This is a genomic window from Amycolatopsis sp. NPDC049691 (assembly GCF_040675005.1).
Classification (GTDB): domain Bacteria; phylum Actinomycetota; class Actinomycetes; order Mycobacteriales; family Pseudonocardiaceae; genus Amycolatopsis.
In genome coordinates this window covers 90,526-116,906 of the sequence record NZ_JBFANX010000002.1, presented here as the reverse complement: position 1 = coordinate 116,906, position 26,381 = coordinate 90,526, and the positions used below count along the sequence as shown (strand labels likewise).

Below are 26,381 nucleotides of genomic sequence, written 5' to 3'. Positions count from 1 at the left end.
ACGTTAGCCCAGCACCTCCTCCGTGGTGGCCACCTTCACCAACGGGCCGTACAGCCGCATGATGTCCAGTGCCTTCGCGTGGCTCTCGTCGTCCACTCCCGCGCAGGCGTCCGATACCACCGTGACCGACACCCCCGCGTCCGCCGCCGCCAGCGCCGTCGACAGCACGCAGCAGTCCGTCGAGACCCCCGCCAGCACCAGGCGCGCGCCGCCCACCCGGGTGGCCATGCGGGGCGTCCACTTGCCGAACGTCGTCGCGTCCACTGTGGACTGTGGGTGGAACGCGTCGACCACCTGGTACAGCGGGGACTCCGGCGGCTGCAACGCGAACGGCCACTGCTCGTAGTACTGCTGCCACGCTCCTTCCGGCTTCGCCGGTGCGATGAACCGGGTGAACACCACGTCGTCGCCGAAGGCCGTCACCAGGCGGGCGATCCGGGGCACCACCTCGGCGAAGCGCGGGGTGAACCACTCGCTCGCCGGGTCGGCGAACACGTTCTGCAGGTCGATGACCGCCAGGACCGATCTCACGCCGCTGCCTCCTGCGCGCGGATGCGTTGGCGCGTCGACAACGTCACCACGAAACCGAGCGCCAGCGCCAGCAGCACGCCCAGGTTCGCGTACGCCCACGAGCCGTCGCGGCCGCCGAGGCCGAACGGCTCCAAGAGGTAGCCCTGCCACTTCAGCCAGTCCGCGGACGTGTTCGTCACCAGACCCCAGCCGAGCGCCGTGGACACCAGGACCAGCGCGATCGGCCCCACCCGGACGTCGCCGTAGCGGCCGGCCGGGTCGAACAGGTCGGCCTCGGCGTAGTCGCGCCGGCGCAGCAGGACGTCCGCGAGCATCACGCCGCACCACGCCGCGACCGGGACGCCCAGCGTCACCAGGAAACCCTGGAACTGGCCGAGGAACTCGCCGCCGAAGAAGACGATGTAGATCGTGCCCGCCACCATGAGCACGCCGTCGACGAACGCCGCCAGCGGGCGCGGCACGCGCAACCCCGCCGAGAGCAGCGCCAGGCCCGACGAATAGATGTCGAGCACGGCGCCGCCGACCAGGCCGAGCACCGCGACGATCGCGAACGGCACCAGGAACCACAGCGGCAGCAACGTCGTCAGCGCGCCGATCGGGTCGGCCGCGATGGCCTTGTTCAGGTCCGGCGACGAGCCGGCCAGCAGCAGCCCGAACACCAGCAGCACCAGCGGCGCGACCGACGCGCCGAACGTCGTCCAGCCGACCACGCCCCGGCCCGACGCCGAACGCGGCAGGTAGCGCGAGTAGTCCGCGGCCGCGTTGACCCAGCCGAGGCCGAAGCCGGTCATCAGGAACACCAGCGAGCCGACCCACTGCTGCGCCGAGCCGGACGGCAGCGCGCCGACCGCGGCCCAGTGCACGTCACCGGCCACGAGCACCACGTAGACCACCGTGAGCACGCCGGTGATCCAGGTGATCCACGTCTGCAGCTTCATGATCGCGTCGAAGCCGAGCACGCCGGCGGCGACCGTCAGCGCGGCGACCACGACCAGCGCGATCACCTTCGTCGCGGTCCCGCCGCCCCAGCCGAGGCGCTCGAAGACCGTCGACGTCGCCAGCGTCGCCAACGCCGTGAGCACGGTTTCCCAGCCGACCGTCAGCAGCCACGAGATCGCCGACGGCAGCCGGTTGCCGCGGACACCGAACGCCGCCCGCGAGAGCAGCATCGTCGGCGCCGAGCCGCGCTTGCCGGCGATCGCGATGAACCCGCACAGCAGGAACGAGAACAGGATGCCGACGACGCCGGCGACCAGTGCCTGCCAGAACGAGATGCCGAAGCCGAGGGTGAACGAGCCGTAGCTCAGCCCCAGCACCGACACGTTCGCGCCGAACCACGGCCAGAACAGTTGCCGCGGGCGCCCGCGGCGCTCGGCGTCGTCGATCACGTCGAGGCCGTTGGTCTCCACCTTCAGACCGCGGGTTTCGGTACCGCTCATGTCGTGGCCTCCACCAGCTCGTCGATCTCCGCCCGGCGCGGTGCCGTCGCCGGGCCGCGGCGGGTCACCGAAAGCGCGGCCGCCGCGTTGGCGCGCACGGCGGCGTCGAGGAGGGTACTGCCGCGCAGCAGTTCCGCGGCCAAAACGCCGCAGTGCGTGTCGCCGGCCCCGTTGGTGTCCACCGCGTCCACGGGGAAGCCGGGCACGTCGGTGACGCGGCCGTGGTCGTGGACGCGGCAGCCTTTCGCGCCGTCGCGGATGATGGCCACTTCCGGCAGCTCGCCGAGCACGTCGGCTTCGCGCGCGTTGCAGCTCAATATGTCTACATAGGACAGTAACTCGTGCAGGTCTCCGGGAGTGAGGTCACCGGCCAGCGGGCCGGGATCGAAAAGGGTTCTCGAGCCAGAGATGTGGGGAAGCCACTCGGCGAGAGCCCTGCGATTGCTCTTGTGCAACCAACTGTAGCCGGATACGTACACGACGTCGTCACTCGTTGGGAGGACGTTGGCGAGCGCCGCGGGCGTCAGCCGCCCTTCGGCGCCGGTGCCGGTCGCGAAGGTGCGCTCGCCGGTGCTGTCGACCAGCGCGACGACGACCCCGGTGTCCAGCTCCGGGGTCGGGTCGTGGGCCAGCTCGATGCCTTCGGCCGTCAGGGCGGCCCGCACGAGATCACCGAAGACGCCGGTGCCGTGGCTGCCCGCGTAGAGCACGCGGGCGCCGGAGCGCGCGGCCGCGGCCATGACGTTGAAACCGCCGCCGGGCGCCAGGTCCGTCGAAGACGCCAGCACGTCGCCACCCGGCGGGGGCAGGGCCGGTACCGCCATGACGAGGTCGAGGACGACCTGCCCGGTGTGCACCAGCCGCCCGGTCATCGGCGGCGCAGCTTGAGCAGCTCGTCGACCAGCGGGCCGAGGTCGAGGCGGTTGACGGTCAGCACGGTCTCGACGACGTCGGGGCGGAAGGCGCCGACGCCGTGCGCGGCGCCGAGCATCGCCCCGCAGATCGCGGCGACCGTGTCGGTGTCGCCGCCGAGCCCGGCGGCCAGCCGCAACGCCGCCGGCGGGTCGTCGCCCATGGCCTCGGCCAGCGCGAAGGCGGCGACGACGGACTCCTGCGACGCGACGGACGTGCCGATGACCCGGGCGACGGCGTCGGCGACGGCGTCCGGCGCCATGCCCCGCACCCAGCCGCGCGCCCAGTGGATCCGGGCGGCGATCTCCCCGCCGGGCGCCCAGTGGCCCCGTTCCCCGCCGACGACTGCCGCGCGCTCGCCGGCGTCGAGCGCTTCGGGCAGGCTCGCGCCGTCGATCCCGGCGGACACGGTGGCCGCGACCGCGGCGGCGGCCGCGATGCCGAGGCTGGTGTTGTGCGTGACGCGCGCGGTCGCGACGACGGCGTCGACCAGCCGGTGCAGGTCCTCGGAAGGCGTGGCGATGCCGACCGGCGTGACGCGCATGGCGGCGCCGTTGGTCGTGCCGGTGCGGCCGGCTTCGTCGGCCGGGACGCCGTTCTGCAGCTGGGAAAGCGCGCGTTTCGTCGACGGCCCGAGCAGGTCCGCGGAGCCGCGGCGGACCATGTCCGCCTCCCAGATGAGCAGGGCGTCGGCGAAGACGTGCGGCTCGACGGTGCCGCGGCCGTCGATGAGGAGGCGGGCCAGCAGGACGGCCTGTTCGGTGTCGTCGGTGACCGACCCGGCGGGCATCGACGGCGCGACCGGCTGCTCGGCGACGGCGGTCAGCAGGCCGGTCACCGGCCCGTAGGCGGCGGCGATCGCGGCGCGGGACATGGACTGCGTCGGCATGCCGAGCGCGTCGCCGACGGCGAGGCCGGTGAACGCGCCGACCGCCCGGTCCCGCGCGCTCACCGGTGTCCGAAGGTGAGGTGGAACTGGAACCGGTCGGGGTCCAGCAGGCTGACGACGCGTTCGACGAGCCTGCCCTCGATGTCGACCGAGGTGCGTTCGGCGCGGAGGAAGAGCTCGCCGATGCTGCGGCCGAGCAGTTCGGCGGCGCCGGCGTCGAGGCGTTCGGTGCTGATCCACTGATCGCCGCCGACGGAGATCCGCCCGGCGGCTTCGAGGGTCTTGGTGAGGGAACCGTCGCGGAGGCCGGTCTCGGGGAGGTCGGCGAGCAGGCCGGTGGCCGGGACGGTGGCGGTTTCGAGCGAGACGCCTCGGTCGTGTTCCCGCCGCAGCCGCCGGACGGCGACGTAGGCCGTCTCGCCGAACTCCTCTTCGAGGGCCTGGTCTTCGACGGCCTCGATGCCGAGGAGCTCGGTGGTGACGGGCGCGCCGGCGTCGGCGAGGGCGCGGGCCCAGCCGATCCGCTGGTCGAGCTGGACGCCGTCGAAGGTGACGAACGAGCCGACGCCGGCCTGGGTGGAGATGAGCTCGAGCTGCTGGAGCTCGGACAGGGCGCTGCGGACGGTGCCGCGGCTGACCTGGTACTGCAGGGCGAGCTGGTTTTCGCCGGGGAGCCGTTCGCCGTGGGCGAGGCGGCCCGAGCGGATCAGGTCGGAGAGGTCACCGACGAGCTGCTGCCGCTTGCTGTACATGTACACACCTGTACACCCTGGTGTTGTCGCAGGTCAAGCCGCGACGAGCTGCCTGGCTTCGGCTTCGACCAGCTTGCCGGCCCGCTCGGCCGTCTTCCCGCCGATGACCATCATCGCCGCGAAGGCGCTCACGAAGATGACAGTGCTCAGCCACACCATGGTTTCGACCGGCAGCGTGAAGGCGCCGATCACGCGGGCGGTGGACTCCAGCACGAACCCGATGCCCCAGATGACGCTGGTGCGGCGCATGATCCGGTGGAACTGCGCGGTGCCGCTGACGCGGTCCCAGGCGGCTTCGTTTTCGGCTTTGCCGCGGGTGATGAACGGCTGGATCGTCTTGGTCATGATCGGCGCCGCCGTGAACGCGGAGCCGAGGATGACGAGCCCGGTGATGCCGCTGCCGAGCGAGTCCTTGGCGATCATCATCCGGGCGTCGCCGGAGACGAAGGTCAGCAGCATGCCGACGACGTTCGTGACCAGGACGACCAGCGCGAGACCGTTGAGGGTGCGCTCCTTGGCGAACTGGTGGAGCGTCCGGGCGAGCGGGACGACACCGCTGAGGGCGAGGCTCAGGAAGACGCTGACGCCGAGCGCGTGGAGCCCGTAGTAGACGCCGATCGGGACCGCGATGTCGATCGCGAGGGACTTGAGCGGGGAACCGTTGTTCGTCATGGGAAAAGCTTGGCGCCGCGGGAGGTCCGGCACGGATGCCGTCCGCCACGACTTCGGCCTGACAGATGTCACGGCCTCACATTCCGCGTGCCTGCGTCGTCGGGTCCGCATGGGAACCTTCTTGCGCCTCGTGCAGACCCTCGCGGTCTTCCTCTCCGCCGTCACCGCCGGCCTGCTGCTCACCACCAAAGCCGGCCATCCGCTCCACAGCGCGGCGGCGTACACCGTGTTCGGCGTGGCGGTGGTCCAGGTGATCGCGACGGTGCTGGCGTGGCGGCCCGGTGGCGGCTCACCGCGGCCGATCGGGTTCGCCGCGGGCTTTCTCGTGCTCGTGCTGGCCCAGGTCGCGCTGGGGATCGCGCACGTCAAGGTCGTGCACGTGCCGCTCGGGGTGCTGCTCTTCGGGCTCAGCCTCCTGAGTGCATGTCTTCCGCCTCGGGGACGCAGTCGTCGTCCGGGTCGTCGAGCCAGCCGTGCGGCAGCGTGACCTTGCCCGGGGAGCCCTGACGCCCGCGCGGGCCCGTCGCCGCCTCGGGGAAGGGCGCGGCGTGGTCCAGCTGGGCGATCAGGTCGTCCAGCTGGTCCATCGACGACACCATCGCGAACCCGCGGCGCAGCTCCGAACCGACCGGGAAGCCCATCAGGTACCAGGCCATGTGCTTGCGGATGTCGCGCATCGCCTTGTCGTGGCCGTCGTGCTCGATGAGCAGTTCCGTGTGGCGGCGCAGCACGCGGGCCACCTCGCCGAGGTTCGGCGGGGTCGGCAGCGGGCGTCCGGCGAAGGCCGCTTCCAGCTCGCCGAACAGCCACGGCCGGCCCAGGCAGCCGCGGCCGACGACGACGCCGTCGCAGCCCGTCTCGGCGACCATGCGCAGCGCGTCGTCCGCCGTGAAGATGTCGCCGTTGCCCAGCACCGGGATGCTCGTGACGGCTTCCTTCAGCTCCGCGATCTTCGTCCAGTCGGCCTGGCCGGAGTAGCGCTGCGCGGCGGTGCGCGCGTGCAGGCTGACCGCCGCCGCGCCCTCGGCTTCGGCGATGCGGCCGGCGTCGAGGAACGTGCGGTGGTCGTCGTCGATGCCGATGCGGAACTTCACCGTGAACGGCACGTCGCCCGCCGCGCGGGCGGACTCCCGGACGATCGCCTCGAACAGCTTCCGCTTGTACGGCAGCGCCGCCCCGCCGCCCTTGCGCGTCACCTTCGCGACCGGGCAGCCGAAGTTGGAGTCGACGTGGTCGGCGAGCCCCTCGCCGACGATGATCCGGACCGCTTCGGCCATGGTCTTCGGGTCGACGCCGTAGAGCTGCATGGACCGGGGCTTTTCGTGGGCCCCGAAGGTCATCATGTGCATGGTCCCGGGGTGCCGTTCGACGACGGCTCGCGCGGTGATCATTTCGCACACGTAGATGCCGGCGCCGTACTCCTGGCACAGCTGCCGGAAGGCGACGTTGGTGATGCCGGCCATCGGAGCGAGCACGACTGGGGGATCGACCTGGTAGGGGCCGATCTTCAGGGCGGGCTTGCTCAGGGTGGCGGTCACGTCCTCCATTGTCGCCTGTGGTGTCGATCACGTCGACCAGGGGCGGTCAAGCGACCAGGTCGTCCCACCGCACCAGGACCGCCGTGGCCAGCACGCCGGCCGCGATGATCTTGATCAGGGCCGCGCCCGTGGTCAGCCCGCTCACCGACGCGAAGTCCAGCAGCACGCTCGCCACGAACGCCGCCGCCAGCACCTGCGCGCCCCAGCGGCGCTTGAAGCCGAGCGCGACCACCGCGATCAGCTGGATCGCCGTCGCGAACGCCGACAGCACCAGCCACGGCGACCGGTCGGGGTCGCTCGCCAGCACCCTGACCGTGGCGACCAGGAGCACCAGCGTCCCCAGGCCGAAGACGACCAGCATCACCGGCAGGAAGATCCGGCCGGCGCCGACGGGGGTGGCGCGTTCGGGCACACGGCGACGGGGCACGGCGAGCCTCCGCTCGACTCGGGAACCCCCACCGTGCCCGACCGCGCGGCGGGCACCCACCGTGCTTTTGCCGACATAGGGTTCCGGCATGACCGACAAGCCCCTGCGCTGGGGAATCATGGGCACCGGCGGCATCGCCGGCGCCTTCGCGGAAGACCTGAAGCTGACGGACTCCGGCGTCGTCGCGGCCGTCGGGTCGCGCACGGCCGAGAGCGCCGAGCGGTTCGCGGACGCGCGCGGTGTCCCGACCCGGCACAGCAGCTACGAAGCCCTCGCGAACGACCCGGACGTCGACGTCGTCTACGTCGCCACTCCGCACCCCCTGCACCACGGCAACGCGCGGCTCGCCCTGGAAGCGGGCAAGCCCGTGCTGGTCGAAAAGCCGTTCACCATGAACGCCGAAGAGGCGCGGGACCTCGTCGCGCTGGCGAAGGAGCGGAACCTCTTCCTGATGGAAGCCATGTGGACGCGCTTCCTGCCGCACATCCGGCACATCCGGGAGCTGCTGCCGAGCCTCGGCGACGTCGTCACCGTCGCCGCCGACCACGGGCAGTGGTTCGCCGAAGACCCCGCCTTCCGGCTCTTCGCACCCGAACTCGGCGGTGGCGCCCTGCTCGACCTGGGGATCTACCCCGTTTCGTTCGCGTCGATGGTCCTCGGCACGCCCGACCGCGTCGCCGCCATGGCGACGCCCGCCTTCACCGGCGTCGACGCGCAGATGTCGATGCTGTTCGGCTACCCGAACGGCGCACAGGCCGTGCTGAACTGCACGTTGAGCGCGGTTTCGCCGACCACCGCGGTCGTCGTCGGCACGGACGCGCGCATCGAGGTCGACGGGCCGTTCTACGCTCCCGCGTCCTTCACGCTCGTCCCGCGCGAGGGCGAGCGCGTCCGCCACGAGTACGTCGACGAGGGCCGTGGCCTGCGGCACCAGGCCGACGAGGTCGCGCGGCTGCTGGCGGCCGGCGACACCGAAAGCCCGCTCATGCCGCTCGCCGAGACCGTCTCGATCATGACGACCATGGACCGGGTACTCACCGCGGTTGAGTAGTGCTACGGATCCGCCGGCGGGCCGTTGTGGGTGACTCTGTCCGGTATGACCACCGACGCAGATGTGCTCCTCCGGCTCGCCGGCGAGATCGACGACCTGGGGCGTCGTCTCGCCGTGGTGGGCTCCGAACTCCGTTCCGTCCGGGCCGAACAGCCGAAGCAGGCTGAGCCGTCGAAGCCGGCCGTGCCTCCGCCTCCCCAGCCCCAGCCCCAGGCTCAGCCCTGGCCGCAGCCGCCTCCGCAGCAGGCGCCCTGGCCGCAGAACCCCTGGCAGCCACCTCAGCAGCGCTACGCCCCGCCGCCGTCGCCCTACCTGCCGCCCCCGCCGCGCCCGACGCTCGGCGAAAAGCTCGGCAAGGAAGGCGCGGGCAGCCGCGTCCTGGCCTGGGTCGGCGGTGCCGTCACGCTGCTCGGCGTCGTCCTGCTGCTCGTGCTGGCCGTCCAGCGCGGCTGGCTCGGGCCGCTGCCGCGCGTGCTCGTCGGGGCCGCCTTCGGGCTCGCGCTGGCCGGGGCCGGCGTCTGGCTGCACCGCAAGCCCGCCGGCCGCACCGGCGCCTTCGCCCTCGCCGCCACCGGCATCGCGACGCTCTACCTGGACGCCGTCGCCGCGACGGCGCTCTACAGCTTCCTGCCGGTCCTCGCCGGCCTCGCCGCCGGACTGGCGGTCGCGGTCGGCGGGCTGCTCGTGGCCGTGCGCTGGGAGTCGCCGCTGCTGGCCTCCGCCGTCGTCATCGGCTGTGTCGTCTGCGCGCCGATGATCACCGGCGGCTTCAGCCCCGAACTCGTCACCTTCCTGCTGATGGTCCAGCTCGCGACGACGCCGGTGCAGCTGCGCCGCGACTGGTCGTCGCTGACGCTCGCCGCCGGCGTGCCGCCGCTGTTCGCCTCCGTCGTCAGCACGGCGGTGGTGCACAGCGGCTGGGCGAACACCTCCGCGGCGCTCGGCGCGGGATTCGTCGGCGTCACGCTCGCGGTGATCGTCCTGCGCCGCCGCGAAAACGACCCCGCCGCGCTTTCCCTGCTGGCGACGGCGATCCTGCCCACGCTCGTCGCGGCCGTGCTGCTGCCGAAGGTCCAGGCGGTGCCCGTCGCGGCCGGTGCCGGGGTCGTCCTGCTGGCCGTGTGGGCGGCGCGCCGCTGGTGGCCGGGTCTCGCCGGGCAGCTGGCCGGGCTCGCCGGGCTGCTGGCGATCCTGCAGGCGACCGTCACGCAGTTCGACGGTCCGGCGCGCGCCGCCGTGCTGCTCGGCGAGGCGCTGCTGCTCGTCGTGGCCGCGCTGGGCGGCCGCAACAAGGTCGCCTTGGGCGCCGCGCTCGGCTTCGCGATGATCGGCGGCGTCATCGGCGTGTTCTTCGACGTGACCCCGGTTTTGCTGATGGTGTACCGGATCCGGCCGGCCGGCGACGTCGCCGGGGCGCTGGCGGTCGCCGCGTTGCTCCTCGCCGTTTCGGTCGCGCTGCCGTGGGCGGCCCTGCGCCTGGCGGTCTTCCGTGGGCCGGCCGACGACCTGCCGATCTGGCTCGTCGCCGGGGTTTCCGCGCTGTACGGCGCCGCCGGCGTCGTGCTGTGCGGGTCGCTGCTGGCCGTCCCCGGGCGCACCGGCTTCCTGCTCGGCCACGCGCTGATCACGGTGTCCTGGACGATCGCGGCGCTGGTGCTGCTGCTGCGCGGCATCGACGTCGTCGCGCTGCGCGTGATCGGGCTGGTCCTGGTCGGCGCCGCCGTGCTGAAGCTGGTGCTGTTCGACCTGGCGACGCTGGACGGCCTCGCGCGCGTCGGCGCGTTCCTCGGCGCGGGACTGGTCCTGCTCGCGGCCGGGACGCGGTACGCGCGGCGGGTCGCCTCCCGCTGACGCGGAAGAATTGTCGTACCCCTGTGGTTACCTGGATCACAACCCGACGACCAGGGGGAGCGACCGATGACCCAACCGAACCTCGCCGACCGGTCCGCGGAACGGATCGGCTGGCTGACCACCGTCACGCCGAAGGGGCGGCCCGCACCGCGACCGGTGTGGTTCGTCCTCGACGGCGACGACATCGTGGTGTTCAGCAAGCCGGACACCGCGAAGCTGCGGCACATCGAGGCCAACCCCGAGGTGAGCTTTCACCTCAACAGCAACGAAGGCGGCGGTGCGGTCCTCGTCGTGAACGGCAAGGCGCACGTCGAACCCGGGAAGGCGTCGGACGCACCCGGCTACCTCGACAAGTACGGCCCCGCGTATGCCGCCATCGGGTTCGAGACGCCCGATGCGTTCGACGCCGAGTACTCCGTCCGCATCCGCGTGGTGCCCGAGCGTTCCTGGGGGTGGTGAGTATCAGTCCACTGTAGACAACTCAATACGCATGACCACGCGTCGCGGTGTGGGGTGGCTGACTTCGGTGAACCCGGCGTCGGCGAACACCTGACGGGCGCCGACGTGCAGTTCGCCCCACGTGATCTCCTTGCCCGGCCGGGTGATCATCGGGTACGCCTCGAGCGCGCGCGCACCGCGTTCGCGGGCGAAGCCGATCGTCGCCTCGGCCAAGGGGTAGGTGAGACCACGGCCGCGGTAGCCCTTGCGGACGGCGAAGCACGTCACGGCCCAGACGCCGTCGTCGTCCTTGTCTTCGGCGCGGCCGCTCCACGGGACGCGCGAGCCGCGCAGCTTGGGGTAGGCGGTCCGCGGCTCGACGGCGACCCAGCCGGCCGGCTCGCCGTCGACGTACGCGACGAGCCCGCTCGTGGTGGCGTCCGGGACCCCGCAAGCCGTCTGGCTCCGCAGCATGGCGGTCCGCTGCTCCTGGGTGGAGTCGCGCCAGATCCAGCCGGCGACCTTGAACCGCTGGCACTGACAGCGGCCGGGGTAGTCGGCGGTGCCGAAGATCGCGACGAGGTCCGCCCAGGACGCCTCGTTGGCGGGGACGATGTCGACGTCGGCGGTCATGGTCGCGCAGCCTAGGATCGATTCCGGACGATCCACTGCCGGAATCGAGAATCGCCATGGCGGACGACACGAGCCCGACGGCGCGGGCGCTGCGCACGCTGGAGCTCCTGCAGGCCGGTCCGGGCAGCACCGCCGACCGGCTCGCGGCCAAGCTCGGCGTGTCCGAACGCGCCGCCCGGCGCTACGTCGGCATCCTGCGCGAGGCCGGCATCCCGGTCGTCGCCACGCGCGGGCCGTACGGCGGCTACCGGGTCGGGCGTGGCCTGCGGCTGCCGCCGTTGACGTTCAGCCCGGCCGAGGCGCTAGGCCTGGTCATGGCCGTGCTCGACGGGCACCACGACGCCCGGGACTCCGCCACCCTGGTCGGCGGCGCGCTCGGCAAGATCGTGCAGGCGCTCCCGGAGCCGGTCGCGGCGCAGGCCGAGGCCGTCCGGCGGACCGCCGCGCCCGCTCCGGACGCCGCTGCCGCGCGGCCGGATCACGACACCACGGCGGCCCTCGTCCAGGCCTGCGCCGAGCATCGGCGCGTCCGGCTCCGCTACCGCTCCGAGGCGGGCACGGAGTGGGACGGCGAGGTCGACCCGTGGGCGGTCGTCGTCCGCCACGGCCGGTGGTACCTGCTGTGCCGCACCCACCCGAAGGGCGCGCAGCGGGCGTACCGGATCGACCGCGTCCGCGGCGTCGAGATCGGCGACGGCACCTTCGAGCCGCCGCGGGACCTCGACCCCGTCGCGACGGTCGAGGACCACCTCGCCGTCGGCTGGGAGTACGACGTCGAAGTCGTGATCGACGCGCCGCTCGACCTCGTGGGCCGGTGCCTGGCGCGCGCCGTCGGGAAGCTGGCGCGCGTCGACGATGGAACGACCCGGTTGACCGGCAGTACCAGCAACCCCGCGTGGTACGCCGAGCAGCTCGCCCGGATCCCGGCGCCGTTCCGGATCGTGCGGTGCCGCGAAGTCCGGGAGGCCGTCCGCGTGCTCGGGCAGCGCCTGCTGGCCGCCGCCGAAGACCGGTGAACCGGACGGAACCCGCGTATCGTCTTCCTGTGGCGGAACACACCGGCGAGACCCGCAACGAGAAGCTGCAGCGCAACATCGGCGAGCTGCTGCAGGAGCTGCGCGTCGCGCAGGCCGGCGTGCAGATCCTGTTCGGTTTCCTGCTTTCGGTCGTGTTCACCGACCGCTTCCACGACGCCAGCGGGTTCGAGAAGTCGCTGCACCTGTCCGCGGTGGCGCTCGCGGTGGCGGCGACGGCGCTGCTGACCGCGCCCGCGGCGTGGCACCGCCTGCTGTTCCGCACCGGGAGCCGGGAGCGGATCCTGACGGTCGGCAACCGCCTGGTGCTGGTCGGCCTGGTCTGCCTCGCCCTGGCGATCACGTCGACGGTCGCGCTGATCGCCAAGGTGGTCTACGGCGAGATCGCGATGATCGTCATGGGCGTGCTCTGCGTGCTGATCTTCGGGATCCTCTGGTTCGCGATGCCGCTGCGGCTGAACCCGGCGAACGGCGATCAGCCGACGGGACCGCCCAAGTAGAGCGTGTCCTCCTGGACGAAGCAGAGCGGGTTGCCGAAGGGGTCGTCGGCGTAGAAGGACCGTTCGCCCCAGAACTGGGTCTCGATCGCGTCGTCGAGCCAGCGCGGCCCGGCGGCGCGCACCCGCCCGAACGTCTCCTCGACGTCGTCGACCGCGAGGTAGACGATCCGCGGATCCTTGCGCGGCCGCGGTTCGCGGTGTTCGAGTGGCGCCTCGACGCAGGCGAGCACCACGCCGCCGCAGGTGAAGTAGTGCCGGTTGACGGAGATCCGCTCGCCGGGGTCGCCCAGGACGGCGGCGTAGAAGGCGACCGCGACCTCGATGTCGTCGACGGGCTGGATCAGCCGGAAGACCCGCATGCGCGCACAGTACCGCTGTTCATCCCGTGTTCGGCAGCAGTTGCCGGGGCAGTCGGCCGGCGCCCGTAGCTTCCCGCCCGTGACTGACACTTCTCGCCGGACCTTCCTCCTCGGTGCCCCGGCCGTCGCCGCCGCGGCGACCCTGCCGGGCGTCCTCGGCGCGCCGGCCGCCGAAGCCCAGGGCCTGCACCGCCCGGACGCCGAAGATCCGCGCTTCACGCTCGTGGTCATGCCGGACACCCAGTACCTGTTCGACGAGGACCGCGGGGACGCGGCCCCACTGGACGCCTCGCTGCGGTACGTCCTCGACGAGGCCGATGACAACGTTGTCTTCCTCGCTCACCTCGGAGATCTCACGCAGAACGGCCGCGCGGACGAGTTCGCCCGCATCAGCAGGTCGTTCCAGGCCCTCGACCGCCGCCGGTTCCCGTACAGCACCCTCGCCGGCAACCACGACATCGACGGCTCGAAGGACGACCAGCGCGGCCCGTCGCCGTACCTGGACGCGTTCGGCCCGCAGCGCCAGCGCACCTCGCCGACGTTCCGCGGCGCGTCGAAGGACGGCTACAACACCTTCCACATCTTCCGCGGTGGCGGCCGCGACTGGCTGCTGCTCGCGCTGGACTGGCGGCCCTCGGCCGGCGGGCTGAACTGGGCGAAGCAGGTCCTCGCGCAGCACCCGGCGCTGCCCGCCATCCTCACCATCCACGAGCTGGTCTGGGCCGACGACGACCACCAAGCCCAGTTCTCCACCTTCGGCGAGATGGTCTGGAAGGAACTCGTCGACGGCAACGACCAGATCTTCCTGACGCTGAACGGCCACTACTGGCCGACCGGGCGCACGGTCCGCAAGAACGCCGCCGGGCACGACGTCCACGTCCACATCGCCAACTACCAGGACCGCTACTACGGCGGCAGCGCGATGGTCCGGCTCTACCAGTTCGACCTCGCGCGCGGCGTCATCGACGTCCGGACGTTCTCGCCGTGGCTCGCCGCGCAGGACCACCTGTCCGAGATGCAGCGGATCGAGGTCGAACGCAGCGGCACCGCCGACTACTTCAGCCTGGAGATCGACTTCGCCGAGCGCTTCCAGGGCTTCGCGCCGGTGCCGGTGCCGCCGGGGCGTCCGGCGAAGCAGCAGCTGGTGCCGGGCACGGTCGCCTACTGGCGCTTCGAAGGTGGCCAGGATGGGAAGCCCGTGCCGGACAACGTCGTCGTGCGCGACCAGACCGGGCGTGGTAACGACCTCACCCGCGTCACCGCGCCCGGCAGCGGGCCGGACGCGCTGAAGTTCTCGAGCGAGTTCTCGCCGCGGCAGCCGTCGCGGGCGAGCCTGCGGTTCGACGGCGGCCGCGACCCGAGCCGGGGCGCGTACCTGCGCACGGTCGACGCGGCGCCCATGAACAAGCTGACGTTCGAGCGCGGCTACACCGTCGAGGCGTTCTTCTGGCTGCCGGCGAACTTCAAGGACGGTCACCACGGCTGGTGCGGCCTGTTCGCCCGCGAGGGCAGCGGCGCGGCCGCGGGCAAGACCGGCGACGACCCGAAGGAATCGGCGGCCACACTGTCCCTTTCGGACGGTGGCGAGCTGCAGTGGGCGGTGTTCCCGCTCAACCAGGACCGCATCTCGACGAACTGGGGCCACGAGCTGCCGGTCGAGAAGTGGTGGCACGTCGCGGTGGTCAACGACGGGCGGCGCACGGTCGTCTATGTCGACGGCTGCCCGGTGGTGCGGAACCCGGCCACGCCGGCGATCGGGCTCGCGAACCCGGGCGGTTCGTGGCTGGTCGGCGCGTCGTCGTACGACGGCAAGGTGGACCGGAGCTTCGCCGGGTTGCTGGGGGACGTGCGGGTGGTCGACCGGCCGCTGAACCCGCGTGAATTCATGCTGGGCTGAGGCCCTTGACAGCGGGTGGACAATAAAAAATCGACGTGCCTTCCGAACAAACAGGATGGCCCATCGAATGTTCCGTAAGTCTAACCGCTGTGAGGGGAATTTGTCAAATCAGGGGTACGACGAGGAATTGCGGGCGGAGCGCGCGTACGTCAACGGGTTGTACGCGCGCCTCGACCGCGAACGTGACGAAGCGCGCGCCCGCTACCGCTCCGCTCTCGGGGAACCGGGGACCACGCTGGTGGAGCGGGACGCGGACGTGCGCGTCCGGGCGCGGGAGACGGTCCGGCTGAACGTCGCCGACAATGGGCTCTGCTTCGGCCGGTTGGACACCCTTTCGGGCGAAACCAGCTACATCGGCCGGATCGGTCTCTTCGACGGCGAAAACGACTACGAACCGCTTCTGCTGGATTGGCGGGCACCGGCGGCGCGCCCGTTCTACGTCGCCACCGCGGCGACGCCGGAAAACACGCGCCGCCGTCGTCAGTTCCACACCATGGGGCGGAAAGTCGTCGATTTCACCGACGAGGTGCTCGGCCGGCCGGGTGCCGACGAGCGCGGGGACGCGGCGCTGCTGGCCGCGGTCAACGCGCCGCGCGGCGAGGGCATGCGGGACATCGTCGCGACGATCCAGGCCGAGCAGGACGAGATCATCCGGCTCGGCCACCCGGGCGTGCTCGTCGTCGAGGGCGGGCCCGGCACCGGCAAGACCGCCGTCGCGCTGCACCGCGTCGCGTACCTGCTCTACACCCGGCGCGAGCGGATGTCGCGCAGCGGCGTGCTGGTGGTCGGGCCGAGCCCGCTGTTCCTGGACCACATCGGCCGGGTGTTGCCGTCGCTCGGCGAGTCCGACGTCGTCTTCCGGACCACCGGCGACCTCGTCCCGGGGCTGCGCGTGACCGCCGAGGACACGCCGGAAGCCGCGCGGCTCAAGGGTTCGCTGAAGATCCTCGACGTGCTGAAGGCGGCGGTCGCCGACCGGCAGAAGGTGCCCGACGAACCGGTGCCGGTCGAGCTGGCCGACGTCACCGTCGACCTCGACGCCGGCATCGCGGAGGAGGCCCGGCTGGCGGCCCGCCGGTCCGGGTTGCCGCACAACGAGGCCCGCGCGGTCTTCCGCGAGCACGTCGTGACGGCGCTCGCCGAGCGGGCCGTCGCGCGCATCGGCGAGGGCTGGTTGACCAGCGAAGATCGCGGGGCGTGGGCTGAGCTGCGTGCCGACGTCCTCGACGAGCTGGCCGGACACGAAGGCTTCGACGCCGCGCTCGCGGCGCTGTGGCCGGAGCTGACGCCGGAGACGCTGCTGGCGCCGCTGTACATGTCGCCGCGCCGGCTCGCGGCCGCCGGGGCCGACCCCGCGCTGTTCCGCGCGGACGGCGCGGCCTGGACGGTCTCGGACGTGCCGTTGCTCGACGAGCTGGTCGATCTGCTCGGCCACGACGCCTCCGCCGAACGCGCCGCGGCCCGCCGGCGGGCGCGGGAGGACGCCGAGTACGCCGAAGGCGTCATGGACCTCATCAAGCTGGACCGCGAGGAACTGGACGAAGACCTCGGCCTGGTCGCCACCGACCTGCTCCACGCCGAAGACCTGGCCGGCCGGTTCACCGAACGCGACCCGCGCGACCTCGCCGAACGTGCCGCCGCCGACCGCGACTGGACGTACGGGCACGTCGTCGTCGACGAGGCTCAGGAACTGTCCGAAATGGACTGGCGGGTGCTGATGCGGCGGTGCCCGAGCCGGTCGTTCACGATTGTCGGCGACCTGGCGCAGCGGCGCAGCCCGGCCGGGGCGACGGCGTGGGGGCCGGTGCTGGCGCCGTACGTCGCCGACCGGTGGGTGTACCGGGAGCTGACCGTCAACTACCGGACGCCGGCGGAGATCATGACCGTCGCCGGCGCGCTCCTCGCGGAGTTCGCGCCGGACGTGCGGCCGCCGGAATCGGTGCGCGCGTGCGGAATCCGGCCGTGGTCGCGGCGCATCGCCGATGGCGAACTGCCGGCCGCCATCGGCGAATTCGTCCGCGCCGAAGCCGGGCGCGAAGGCACCAGCGTCGTCATCGGCCCGCCGGGTGTGCCCGGCACGGTCCCGCCGTCGGCGGCCAAGGGCCTGGAGTTCGACGCCGTCCTCGTCGTCGAACCGGAGCGGATCCTGGCCGGAGGCGCGCGGGGCGCGGCCGAGCTGTACGTCGCGCTCACGCGCGCCACGCAGCGCCTCGGGGTGCTGCACCGGGATCCGCTGCCGGCGGTGTTGTCGGGGCTCGCCGACGCGGGCACGCCCGTGCGCGCCGGGCACCGGCGGTTCCTGTAGCCGGGCGGGGATGGCGGGTGGGGTCCGTCATCCCCGCACGAGCTACGCCGTGAGCCGGCCCCAGGCGTAGTTCTGCTTGGCCAGCTTGAGGTAGACGAACAGCTCGGTCCCGGACACGCCGTCGATCTTGCGGATCTCCTCGCCCAGCACTTCGAGCATGTGGTCGTCGTCCCGGCAGACGAGCTCGGCCAGCAGGTCGTAGCGCCCGGCGCACAGCACGACGTAGTGCACGTGCGCGAGCTCGGACAGCTTGTCCGCCACCTCGCGCGGATCAGCGCCGTCGACGCTGATGCCGACCATCGCCTGGCGCGTCAGATCGACGTTGACCGGGTCGGTCACCGCCACGATCTGCATGAGGTCGTCGCGCAGCAGCCGCTGCACGCGCTGGCGGACGGCTCCCTCCGAAAGCCCCACCGCCTTCGCGAGCGCGGTGAACGACGCGCGGCCGTCCTGCTGCAGCAGGGCGATGAGCGATCTGTCCGTGTTGTCCAGTCCGCGCGCACGTGAATCGTCACCCATGCCGTCCCTCCCTGTGTTTCGGCATGTGATTTGTCAAGTGCGCAGCGTATCGAGACCTGACCAGAAAGCGAGACCCCTGCGCCAGCTTCACGTGATCCGGCGCCAGGATCGTGATTTGCCGAGGATTCGGTGGCTGAGGGGGAAACTCACGAGTCATTCCGAGGCGGTTTTGTGCGCCCGCGCACAGCCGGACCCGCTCGCGGGGCCGCGGCGGGTACCGTCTGTCGGCTTTGCCGTCGCCCGCAACCCCAGGAGGACCAACGCAATGACCGTGGCACTCGCTCCCGCCGTCCCGGAGAAGGGGCTGCGCGGTGGCGCGCTGGGCATGGTGTCGTCGATGGTCATCGGGATGTCGTCGACCGCGCCGGCGTACTCGATCGCGGCCACGCTCGGCCTGATCGTGCTGGCCGGCACCGGCTTCAAGGCGGCCGCGTTCGTGCTGCTTTCGTTCGTGCCGGTGCTGTTCGTGGCGTTCGCGTTCCGGGAGCTGAACACCGCGGAACCCGACTGCGGCACCAACTTCACGTGGGCGGCCCGCGCGTTCGGCGCGCACGCGGGGTGGTTCACCGGCTGGGTCGTCACGGTCGCCCAGCTGCTGGTGATGAGCAGCCAGTCGGCGCTGACCGGCCGGTACACGCTGCTGCTGTTCGGCGCGTCCGGCGCGGCGGACAACCGGTGGGTCACGACGGCGATCGGTGCCGCGTGGCTGCTGGTGCTGTGCTGGCTCTGCTACCGCGGCATCGAGGTGTCGGCGCGGGCGCAGTGGATCCTGCTCGGCGTCGAACTCGCTGTCCTGGTGCTGTTCTCGGTCGTCGCGCTCGTCCGCGTCTTCGACGGCACAGCGGGGCCGCAGGCCTCGGTGCCGCGCCTGGACTGGCTCTGGCCGGGCGGGGTCGGCGCGGGCACCGCCGTCTCGGCCGTGCTGCTGGCCGTGTTCATCTACTGGGGCTGGGAAAGCTCGCTCTCGGTCAACGAGGAGTCCGCCGATCCGCGCCACGCGCCCGGCCGCGCCGCCGTGCTTTCGACCGTGCTGCTGGTGCTGAACTACCTGCTCGTCACGGTGGCCGCGCTCGCCTTCGCGGGCGTCGGTGCCGAGGGGATCGGCCTGGGCAACGAGGCCAACTCCGACGACGTCCTCGCCGGCCTCGGCAGCGCGGTCTTCGGCGACGGGACGACGGGCAAGGTGCTGGGCGTGCTGCTGATCGTCTCGGTGCTCACCAGCGGCGCGGCCACCAGCCAGGCGACGATCATGCCCGCGGCGCGCACGACGTTGTCGATGGCCAGCCACGGCGCGCTGCCCCGCGTGTTCGGCCGCGTGCACCCGCGGTTCCGGACGCCGTCGGTGGCCACCTGGACGTTCGGGCTCGTGTCGCTGGCGGTGTACGTGCTCCTGGCGCTGGTCAGCGACAACGTGCTCTCGGATTCGGTGGACGCGGTCGGGCTGACCATCGCGATCGAGTACACGATGACGGCGCTGGCCTGCGTCTGGGTGTTTCGCCGGACGCTGTTGGCGAGCGTGCGCAACTTCGTGCTGCGCGGGCTGTTGCCGTTCGCCGGCGGGGTGTTCTTCCTGGCCGTGCTGGTGTTCGCGCTGGTGGAGTACGCGAAGCCGGACGCGGGCGAGACGACGGTGTTCGGGATCGGCGGGGTCGCGGTGATCGGCGTGGTGTCGATCGTGCTCGGCGTGCCGCTGATGTTCGCCGTCCACCGCGCGTGCCGGGACTTCTTCGCCGGCCGCCGGTTGCCGCGCGGGGTGGTGCGACGCGGCGGCGACGTCATCGAGCCGGGCTAGAACCAGGTGTCCAGCGCGGTCGCCGGCGAGCCTTCGCCCGCCCACGCGATGACGCCGTCGGGGCGCAGCAGCAGCGGGCCGGTGTTCGTCACGCGGACGACGTCGACTCGCGGTTCGGTCACGTCGTCCGGGGTCAGCAGGAGGCCGCGGCCGGTGCGGGTGTGTTCGTGCAGCTTGCTCCGGTGGCCGTCGGGGTGGGCCAGTTCGAGGTCCGGGCAGTGCTCGCCGACCGGCTTTCCGGCGGGGTAAGGGAAGTCGTAGCGGGTGCCGACCCCGGACAGGAGGTCCGCGAAGTACCTGTTCGCCTCCGGCAGGTCCATCAGCTCCGCGACGATCTCGCGCAGCGCGTCGACGTGCGGGCCGGGTGCCAGCAGTGCGGACTGCGCCCTCGTGTTGCGTAGCACGGCTTCGCCGGCTGGATGCCTTTCGCGCGTGTACGTGTCGAGGAACGCTTCGGGCTTGTCGCCGCGGAGGACGGCGCCGAGCTTCCAGCCCAGGTTGAGCGCGTCGAGCAGCCCGAGGTTGAGGCCCTGGCCGCCGCTGGGCGAGTGCACGTGCGCCGCGTCACCGGCCAGGAGGACGCGCCCGCGGCGGTAGTCGTCGACCTGCCGGGCTTGGTCGCCGAAGCGCCGTTCCTCGCGGAACTCCTCGACGACGACGTCCGCGCCGGTGATCCGCCGGATGCTCTCGGCGAAGTCCGCCGCGGTGACCGGCTCCGGTTTCGTCGCGGGTTCGGTGATGCCGACCATGCTGCCGCCGTGCAGGAACGTGCCCCCGGCGTACCGCCCGGCCGGCGGGACGGCCCCGGCGAACCGCGCCTGCCCGGCGACCGTGCGCAGCAGCGCCGGCGTGCCGGGGAAGGCGAAGCCGGCCAGCTTCCGGACCGTGCTGCGGCCGCCGTCGCAGCCGACGACGTACTTCGCGCGCCACGTCCGTCCGGCGGTCACGGTGACACCGTCCACATCGGACTCCAGCGCGGTGACCTCGCGGTCCCGCAGCACCCGGACGCCTTCGGCGTGCTTCGCGAGGACGCGTTCCAGCTCCGGCTGCCAGATGTTCGTCCGCGGGCGGTCTGCGCGGGGCTCGATCTTGAAGATGTTCGCGAAGTGGCCGCGGGTGGTGCCGTGGTCGCGGGCGAGGTCCTTCGTGCCTTCGACGTCGGCTTCGGCGAGCCGGTCGCCGAGACCGCGTCGCCAAAGCGCTTCGGTCGCCAGTGCGCCCAAGCCGCGGGCTTTCGGCTCTTCGGACGGTGCTTCCAGCCGCTCCAGGACGAGCGGTTCGGCGCCCGCCAACTTTAGTTCGGCCGCGAGGAACAGGCCCACCGGGCCCGCGCCCACGACGATCACATCGGCATCCATGGGTCCCCCTTAACTTGTTAAGGACTAGGATGTCCTTAACAAGTTAAAGCGTCAAGGAGGAGCATGTCGCTGGACGTCGACGGCGCGGTGCGCGTCGCGCTTCGCCTGCTCGAAGCCGAGGGGCTGGACAAGCTGACCGTCCGGCGGCTGGCCACCGAGCTGGGCGTCAAGGCACCCGCGTTGTACTGGCACTTCCGCAGCAAGCGCGCGCTGCTCGACCACCTGACGGACGCGATCGTCGCGCCGGTCGTCGCGGGGCTGCCGTCGTCGGGGCCGTGGCTCGAATGGCTCGAACGCGCGGGATTCGCGCTGCACACGGCGTTGCTCGCGCACCGCGACGGCGCCCGCGTCGCGCTGGGCGCGGACCTCACCGTGGCCCGCGCGCTCGGCGAGTTCGCCGAGCGCGCGGTCGGAGTGCTGCACGAGGCGGGCTTCCCGATCGGGGAGGCCACCCGCGCGGCCGGGGTGCTGGTGCACTTCGTGCTGGGCCGGGCGGTCGAGGACCAGACGCGACCGGCACCTTCCGAGGAGGCGGCGGTGATCGAATCCGACGCGTTCCCGTTCCCGCTGATGGCCCGGGGCCTGCGCGAGCGCGCCGGTTCGACGACCGACGACGACTTCCGGTACGCGCTCGGCGTGCTGCTCGCGGGCCTGGAGGTGGCTAACCGAGGTCGCGGCGGCTGAGGTCCTCCTCGGTTTCGCGGCGCACGAGCAGCGTCGCGAAGCCGTCCTTGACGCCGACCAGCGGCGGCCGCCCGACCTGGTTGTAGTTCGACGCCAGCGAGTGGTGGTAGGCGCCGGTGCACGGGACGGCCAGGAGGTCGCCGGCGTGCAGGTCGCCGGGCAGGCTGATGCCGTCGGCGAGGACGTCGCCGGACTCGCAGTGCCGCCCGACGACGGTCATCGGGACGCGCTTTTCCTTCGAGCGGCGCCCGATCAGGCGTGTCGTGTAGCGGGCGCCGTAGAGCGACGGGCGGGCGTTGTCGCTCATGCCGCCGTCGACCGCGACGAACGTGCGGCTGCCGCGCTTGACCGCGCACACGCGGTACACGGTGATCCCGGCCGGCCCGACGATCGCCCGGCCCGGCTCGACGGTGAGGCGCGGCATCGGGAACCCGTGCGCCGCGCACTCGTAGGCGAGGGCGACGCGCAGGCGCCGGGAGTAGCCGCCGAGGTCGAACGCGGGCTCGCCGCCGACGTACGGCACGGCGTGCCCGCCGCCGAGGTCGAGCTCCCGCAGCGTGACGCCGTGGGTGTCGCGGATCCGGACGAGCACCGCGGCCATCCGCCGCGCGGCGGCCTCGTACCGGTCGATCCTGGTCACCTGGGAGCCGATGTGGCAGTGCAGGCCCTTCAGCAACAACCCGGGTTGCTGTTTCACTGCCTCGACGGCGGCGTCGACGTTGTCGGGCACGCCGTCGAGGAGGGAGAAGCCGAACTTCTGCCCTTCGGTGCCGGTGCTGATGGCTTGGTGGGCCCCGGCCGGGACGCCTGGTGTCACGCGGATCATCACCTGCTGTCCGCCGTGCGCGAGCGCGCCGAGCTGCTCGATCTCGTCGAGCGAGTCGACGACGATCCGCCGGACGCCGTACTCGAGAGCGGCCTTCAGGTCTTCGGGCGTCTTCGCGTTGCCGTGCAGCAGCATGCGCTCGGCGGGGAAGCCGACAGCGCGCGCGACGGCGATCTCACCCGCGGAGCAGGTGTCGAGCGACAGCCCCTCTTCGGCGACCCAACGCAGTACGGACCGCGTACACAACGCCTTGCTCGCGTACGCGACTTCGACGTCCGGCAGCGCTTCGCGGTACTCGCGGGCAGTGTCACGGACCTGCTGCTCGTCGAGGAGGTAGGACGGCGTCCCGAAGCGGGCAGCGAGGTGACTGACCTTCGCGCCGGCGAAGAGGAGTTCGCCGTCTTCGCCGAGTCGGGTGCTTCGCGGCCAGACTCCTGGCTCGAGGTGATCGGCGGCTTCGCAGCCGAGGCTGGGAAGAAGCTCGCTGAGCGTCACGGGTGCCTCCGGGCATCGCGGCGGATCGGACTTCGCCAGGACACCGCTGTTCGCGGTGTTGGCGCCCACCCGTGAATGCCGTCCTGACGGGTTTCCGTCGGTCGCTGACGTGTTGTTAACGCGCGAGTAACTTCGGTCACGCCCCGGTTGCCCTCAACCGGCCGGGGTCAGGCTGGTTTGTGGTCCGCCGTCGTGCCGCAGACGCAGCCGCGGTCCGCTCCTCGGCCCGCCGCCGTCGCCGCGCAGTAGCGGCGGGCTATCTCGTCGTGCGTGCCGAGCGGGTGGGGGCAGCTCGGGCAGCGCGTACCGGATCGGGGTGTCTCCGGTGCGTCGGGCAGCGGGGCCGTCACGCCGCCACCCGCGGCTTCCGCAGCTGTTCACTGGCCTCGTGGAGGTGCTGGAGCACGTACCCGTACGAGCGCGCCCAGCCGCACTGGGCGTACGAAATCCCGCGCCGCGCGCAGAACTCGCTGACGATCACCTGCGCGTGCTTCAGGTTCGGCCGGGCCATGCTCGGGAACAGGTGGTGCTCGATCTGGTAGTTCAGCCCGCCGAGCGCGAAGTCGACGATCCGGCCGCCGCGGATGTTGCGGGACGTCAGCACCTGCTTGCGCAGGAAGTCGAGCCGGTGCCCGGTCGCGAGCATCTCCATGCCCTTGTGGTTGGGCGCGAACGAGCAGCCCATGTACAAGCCCCACAGGAACTGGTGCGCCAGGATGAAGATGATCCCGGTCAGCGGCGACAGCACGATGAACACCGCGGCCAGGTACGCCACCAGGTGTGCGAGCAGCAGCGCGGACTCCAGCTTCCGGCGCCGGAGATCCTTGCGCAGCACCGCTTTCACGCTGGAGACGTGCAGGTTCAGGCCTTCCAGCAGCAACAGCGGGAAGAACAGAAACGCCTGGTACTTCGCCACCCAGCGCAGGAAACCGCGCTTCCGCGAGCTCTGCGCCTTGCTGAACGCGAGCGCGGCGATGTCGACGTCCGGGTCCTCGTCCTCGTGGTTGGGGTTGGCGTGGTGCCGGGCGTGGGTGCCGATCCACCAGCCGTAGCTCAGCCCGGTCAGTCCACCGTGGACGAAGCCGGTGAGGTCGTTCGCCCGGCGGCCGCGGAAGATCTGCTTGTGCCCGGCGTCGTGGCCGATGAACGACAGCTGCCCGAACATCATCGCGAAGAAGGCCGCGAGGAACAGCTGCCACCACGAGTCGCCGAGGTAGGCGAACGCGACCCAGCCGCCGCCGAACGCGGTGAGGTTGAGCCCGATGCGGATCGCGTAGTAGCGCCGTCGCCGGCGGAGGAGCCCGGCGTCCTTGATGAGCCTGGACAGCTCGGCGAAATCACTGCCGTGCGAGGTTTCCGGTGTCTGGAGCGAAGTCATGTCCGCCGTCCTGGTCAGCTGAAATGCTTGTCCAGCAACGGCTTCCGGCACTGGGTGTGCCGGACCGATCCCGAAGAAGGGCGCTGAGGCCTGACCGCGGGTTCGCTCCGCGGTATGCCCCCAGCGTGACATCCCCGGCGCTGGATGACAATTCCCCGCTGGTCACCGAAGAGGTGTACAGTCGGCCACATCGGGATGACGGTGATTTGCCGCACACCCGGAACCTTCCGGCCGGAGCACACCGGCCGGGGACAGGAGCTGACCCGGCTTCCGAAATCCGTTTGTCCGCAGCCATGCCGGCCGATCGGCCGGCGAGCAGCCGCCCGCAGTCGCGCAGAGCGACGCCCGGGGCGCCCATCAAGGTTGCCGCAACGAGTTTCGCGCTCGGTCGTGGTTCCTGTCGTCAGGTGGTTCGTCGGCGGGCCGAGGTCCGGCGTCACCGCGCCATGGCCCGCCGACGAGCCGCTCTTCTTACGAAAGCCCCCACGACGAGAGCAGCCCGAAGAGCTGTTCCCGTTCGGCCGCCGTCAGCAGCCGGCTCGGCGGGCGGACGTCGGGGCGGCACAGGCCGAGCTGGCCGAGCGCGTCCTTGACCACGCTCACGTTGTTCGCGTTCCCGTTCGCCGCGCGCAGCTCCTCGAACGGGCGGATCCGCTCCCAGACCGCCATCGCCGCCGGGTAGTCCCCTGTGGACAGTGCGCGGAACATCTCCAGCGAGATCGCCGGGTCGACGTTCACCAGGCCCGACGTGAACCCGGTCGCGCCGACGGCGAAGTAGCCGGGAGCCGAGAGTTCGGCCAGCCCGGCGATCCACACGAACCGGTCGAAGCCGGCGTCCCGCGCGACCGAGCCGAACCGCACCGGGTCCGGGACCGCGTACTTCACGCCGATGACGTTCGGGGCCGCCTCGCCCAGCGCCCGCAGCTGTTCGCCGGCGATCGCCGGGTTGCGGACGTAGAGCACGACGCCGAGTTCGGGCACCGCGGCCGCGATCGCCGCGTGGTAGTCGACCCAGCCGTCGCCCGAGATGTACGGGTGCACGGGCTGGTGGATCATGATCATGTCGGCGCCCGCGTCCCGCGCGTGCGTCGCCGCCCGCGTCGCCGAGGTGACGTCGTGGCCGATCCCGGCGAGCACGCCGGCCCGGCCGGCCACCGCTTCGACGGTGACTTCCAGGCAGTGCCGGGCTTCCGCCGCGTCCAGCGCGTAGAACTCGCCGGTGTTCCCGTTCGGCGTCACGACCTCGATGCCGCCGGTCACCAGCCGGTCGACGAGTTTCGCGTACGTCTGCCCGTCGACGGCGCCCTCGGCGTCGAACGGCGTGACCGGGATGGCCACCACCCCGGAAAGCCGCCGCCTCTGCTGCTCGAACGTCATCGGGCTCCCTTCGTCTCGGTGCTGTGCTCACCCGGCAGGCCGCACGCGACCCGGTCGAGGAAATCCGTGATGTGCCTGCGCAGCAGGTGTTCGGCCTGCCGGGCGTTCCCGCTCTCGGCGGCGGCCAGGATCGCCCGGTGCTCGGCCGCCTCGCCCTGCCACGTGGGACTGATGCCCCAGCCGGTGACCGTGATCAGCGCGGCCTGGTCGCGCAGGCCGTCGAGGACCTCGACCAGCAGCGGGTTCCCGCACCCGGCGTAGAGCGCGCGGTGGAACAGCCGGTTGGCCAGGCTGGCTTTCGCGCGGTCGGCCGCGTTCGCGCCGGTCTCGACCCCGGCCAGCACCTGCCGCGCGTCGGCGAAGTCCGCGCCGCGCTCGACAGCGCGCCGGACGGCTTCGGGCTCGAGAAGCGCACGCAGGTCGTACACCGCGTGGGCGCTCTCGGCGTCCATGACCCGGACCGCGGCGCCCTTGTACGTGCTCATCGTGACCAAACCGGAACCGGCGAGGATCCGCAGTGCCTCGCGCACCGGCGTCTTCGACACCCCGAGCAGGGCGCCCACCTCGGCCTCGACGAGCGTTTCGCCCGGCCCGAACTCCCCGCTCAAGATCGCTTCCTTGATCGCGTCCCGCACGAAATCAGTGCGCGAGACGGGCGGCGGCGGCCTCCTGGCCGAAGAAGTGCTCGCCACTGGCATGTCCGATCTGATATACGATGCGACAT

General features: G+C 71.8%; 27 protein-coding genes. 10 read left to right on the top strand and 17 right to left on the bottom strand.

Translation table 11 applies throughout. The features are described 5' to 3' along the window. Positions 1-3: 3 nt before the first annotated feature. The 6 genes from AB0J40_RS04760 to AB0J40_RS04735 are packed head-to-tail and all read right to left on the bottom strand — an operon-like array spanning position 4 to position 5,195. Positions 4-531, bottom strand: a complete 528-nt coding sequence (locus AB0J40_RS04760; RefSeq protein ID WP_364447638.1) for a cysteine hydrolase — start codon at positions 529-531, stop codon at positions 4-6. Continuing rightward, complete coding sequence (locus AB0J40_RS04755) at positions 528-1,970, bottom strand: cytosine permease (RefSeq protein ID WP_364447635.1); 1,443 nt, start codon at positions 1,968-1,970, stop codon at positions 528-530. The genes AB0J40_RS04760 and AB0J40_RS04755 overlap by 4 nt, the downstream gene beginning before the upstream one ends. Further along, entirely contained in the window at positions 1,967-2,842 is an 876-nt protein-coding gene (locus AB0J40_RS04750; protein ID WP_364447633.1) for a PfkB family carbohydrate kinase, read from the bottom strand. The genes AB0J40_RS04755 and AB0J40_RS04750 overlap by 4 nt, the downstream gene beginning before the upstream one ends. Next, complete coding sequence (locus tag AB0J40_RS04745) at positions 2,839-3,834, bottom strand: ADP-ribosylglycohydrolase family protein (protein WP_364447630.1); 996 nt, start codon at positions 3,832-3,834, stop codon at positions 2,839-2,841. Before AB0J40_RS04745 ends, AB0J40_RS04750 begins: the two co-directional genes overlap by 4 nt. After that, a complete protein-coding gene (locus tag AB0J40_RS04740; protein WP_364447627.1) occupies positions 3,831-4,523 on the bottom strand; it encodes a GntR family transcriptional regulator in 693 nt (230 codons plus the stop codon). Before AB0J40_RS04740 ends, AB0J40_RS04745 begins: the two co-directional genes overlap by 4 nt. 33 nt (positions 4,524-4,556) lie before the next feature. Next, positions 4,557-5,195, bottom strand: a complete 639-nt coding sequence (locus AB0J40_RS04735) for a VC0807 family protein (RefSeq protein ID WP_364447624.1) — start codon at positions 5,193-5,195, stop codon at positions 4,557-4,559. Between the two features lie 109 nt (positions 5,196-5,304). On the opposite strand from AB0J40_RS04735, the gene AB0J40_RS04730 reads away from it, so the two are divergent. Further along, on the top strand, positions 5,305-5,682 hold the full coding sequence (locus AB0J40_RS04730; protein ID WP_364447622.1) for a hypothetical protein: 378 nt from the start codon (positions 5,305-5,307) through the stop codon (positions 5,680-5,682). Here the strand turns inward: AB0J40_RS04730 and dusB are convergent. Together dusB and AB0J40_RS04720 are read right to left on the bottom strand one after the other, a co-directional pair. Next, positions 5,603-6,742, bottom strand: coding sequence for a tRNA dihydrouridine synthase DusB (gene dusB / locus AB0J40_RS04725; protein ID WP_364447619.1), 1,140 nt, complete (start codon positions 6,740-6,742; stop codon positions 5,603-5,605). The genes AB0J40_RS04730 and dusB overlap by 80 nt on opposite strands. Before the next feature lie 37 nt (positions 6,743-6,779). Further along, a complete protein-coding gene (locus tag AB0J40_RS04720) occupies positions 6,780-7,160 on the bottom strand; it encodes a hypothetical protein (RefSeq protein WP_364447617.1) in 381 nt (126 codons plus the stop codon). An 88-nt stretch (positions 7,161-7,248) separates the two neighbouring features. On the opposite strand from AB0J40_RS04720, the gene AB0J40_RS04715 reads away from it, so the two are divergent. From AB0J40_RS04715 to AB0J40_RS04705, 3 genes are all read left to right on the top strand, one after another. Next, positions 7,249-8,211, top strand: coding sequence for a Gfo/Idh/MocA family oxidoreductase (locus AB0J40_RS04715; protein ID WP_364447614.1), 963 nt, complete (start codon positions 7,249-7,251; stop codon positions 8,209-8,211). A gap of 45 nt (positions 8,212-8,256) precedes the next feature. Next, positions 8,257-10,062, top strand: coding sequence for a DUF2339 domain-containing protein (locus tag AB0J40_RS04710; RefSeq protein WP_364447611.1), 1,806 nt, complete (start codon positions 8,257-8,259; stop codon positions 10,060-10,062). A gap of 66 nt (positions 10,063-10,128) precedes the next feature. After that, positions 10,129-10,521 carry a TIGR03667 family PPOX class F420-dependent oxidoreductase gene (locus tag AB0J40_RS04705; protein ID WP_364447608.1) on the top strand — a complete coding sequence of 131 codons (393 nt, stop codon included), beginning with the start codon at positions 10,129-10,131 and terminating at the stop codon, positions 10,519-10,521. Between the two features lie 3 nt (positions 10,522-10,524). Here AB0J40_RS04705 and AB0J40_RS04700 read toward each other — a convergent pair whose 3' ends face one another. Further along, entirely contained in the window at positions 10,525-11,133 is a 609-nt protein-coding gene (locus AB0J40_RS04700; protein WP_364447606.1) for a GNAT family N-acetyltransferase, read from the bottom strand. A gap of 56 nt (positions 11,134-11,189) precedes the next feature. Between AB0J40_RS04700 and AB0J40_RS04695 the strand changes: the two genes are divergently transcribed. Next, a complete protein-coding gene (locus AB0J40_RS04695; RefSeq protein ID WP_364447604.1) occupies positions 11,190-12,149 on the top strand; it encodes a WYL domain-containing protein in 960 nt (319 codons plus the stop codon). A 29-nt stretch (positions 12,150-12,178) separates the two neighbouring features. Further along, the gene (locus tag AB0J40_RS04690) at positions 12,179-12,667 is read left to right on the top strand and encodes a DUF6328 family protein (protein ID WP_364447602.1); all 489 of its coding nucleotides are present in this window, start codon (positions 12,179-12,181) and stop codon (positions 12,665-12,667) included. Here the strand turns inward: AB0J40_RS04690 and AB0J40_RS04685 are convergent. Further along, on the bottom strand, positions 12,643-13,026 hold the full coding sequence (locus tag AB0J40_RS04685) for a VOC family protein (protein WP_364447600.1): 384 nt from the start codon (positions 13,024-13,026) through the stop codon (positions 12,643-12,645). The two genes, AB0J40_RS04690 and AB0J40_RS04685, sit on opposite strands and share 25 nt — an antisense overlap. 79 nt (positions 13,027-13,105) lie before the next feature. On the opposite strand from AB0J40_RS04685, the gene AB0J40_RS04680 reads away from it, so the two are divergent. Both AB0J40_RS04680 and helR read left to right on the top strand, forming a co-directional pair. Further along, positions 13,106-14,923, top strand: a complete 1,818-nt coding sequence (locus AB0J40_RS04680; protein WP_364447597.1) for a LamG-like jellyroll fold domain-containing protein — start codon at positions 13,106-13,108, stop codon at positions 14,921-14,923. A gap of 100 nt (positions 14,924-15,023) precedes the next feature. Continuing rightward, the gene (gene helR / locus AB0J40_RS04675) at positions 15,024-17,228 is read left to right on the top strand and encodes an RNA polymerase recycling motor ATPase HelR (protein WP_364447595.1); all 2,205 of its coding nucleotides are present in this window, start codon (positions 15,024-15,026) and stop codon (positions 17,226-17,228) included. A gap of 42 nt (positions 17,229-17,270) precedes the next feature. On the opposite strand, the gene AB0J40_RS04670 is transcribed toward helR, so the two are convergent. Beyond that, a complete protein-coding gene (locus AB0J40_RS04670) occupies positions 17,271-17,747 on the bottom strand; it encodes an Lrp/AsnC family transcriptional regulator (RefSeq protein WP_086677247.1) in 477 nt (158 codons plus the stop codon). Between the two features lie 265 nt (positions 17,748-18,012). On the opposite strand from AB0J40_RS04670, the gene AB0J40_RS04665 reads away from it, so the two are divergent. Beyond that, positions 18,013-19,539, top strand: coding sequence for an APC family permease (locus AB0J40_RS04665; RefSeq protein WP_364447592.1), 1,527 nt, complete (start codon positions 18,013-18,015; stop codon positions 19,537-19,539). Here the strand turns inward: AB0J40_RS04665 and AB0J40_RS04660 are convergent. Continuing rightward, positions 19,536-20,897, bottom strand: coding sequence for an FAD-dependent monooxygenase (locus AB0J40_RS04660; RefSeq protein WP_364447589.1), 1,362 nt, complete (start codon positions 20,895-20,897; stop codon positions 19,536-19,538). The genes AB0J40_RS04665 and AB0J40_RS04660 overlap by 4 nt on opposite strands. 63 nt (positions 20,898-20,960) lie before the next feature. Here AB0J40_RS04660 and AB0J40_RS04655 point away from each other — a divergent pair, with 63 nt between their 5' ends. Beyond that, complete coding sequence (locus tag AB0J40_RS04655) at positions 20,961-21,581, top strand: TetR/AcrR family transcriptional regulator C-terminal domain-containing protein (protein ID WP_364447586.1); 621 nt, start codon at positions 20,961-20,963, stop codon at positions 21,579-21,581. On the opposite strand, the gene lysA is transcribed toward AB0J40_RS04655, so the two are convergent. From lysA to AB0J40_RS04630, 5 genes are all read right to left on the bottom strand, one after another. Further along, positions 21,559-22,902, bottom strand: coding sequence for a diaminopimelate decarboxylase (gene lysA / locus AB0J40_RS04650; protein WP_364447583.1), 1,344 nt, complete (start codon positions 22,900-22,902; stop codon positions 21,559-21,561). The two genes, AB0J40_RS04655 and lysA, sit on opposite strands and share 23 nt — an antisense overlap. A gap of 167 nt (positions 22,903-23,069) precedes the next feature. Further along, positions 23,070-23,252 carry an RGCVC family protein gene (locus tag AB0J40_RS04645; RefSeq protein WP_364447580.1) on the bottom strand — a complete coding sequence of 61 codons (183 nt, stop codon included), beginning with the start codon at positions 23,250-23,252 and terminating at the stop codon, positions 23,070-23,072. Further along, positions 23,249-24,280: an acyl-CoA desaturase gene (locus AB0J40_RS04640; RefSeq protein WP_364447578.1), complete on the bottom strand. Its 1,032-nt coding sequence runs from the start codon at positions 24,278-24,280 to the stop codon at positions 23,249-23,251. Before AB0J40_RS04640 ends, AB0J40_RS04645 begins: the two co-directional genes overlap by 4 nt. Positions 24,281-24,751: 471 nt before the next feature. Next, positions 24,752-25,657, bottom strand: a complete 906-nt coding sequence (locus AB0J40_RS04635) for a dihydrodipicolinate synthase family protein (protein WP_364447575.1) — start codon at positions 25,655-25,657, stop codon at positions 24,752-24,754. Next, the gene (locus tag AB0J40_RS04630; RefSeq protein ID WP_364448683.1) at positions 25,654-26,349 is read right to left on the bottom strand and encodes a GntR family transcriptional regulator; all 696 of its coding nucleotides are present in this window, start codon (positions 26,347-26,349) and stop codon (positions 25,654-25,656) included. The genes AB0J40_RS04635 and AB0J40_RS04630 overlap by 4 nt, the downstream gene beginning before the upstream one ends. Positions 26,350-26,381: the final 32 nt, after the last annotated feature.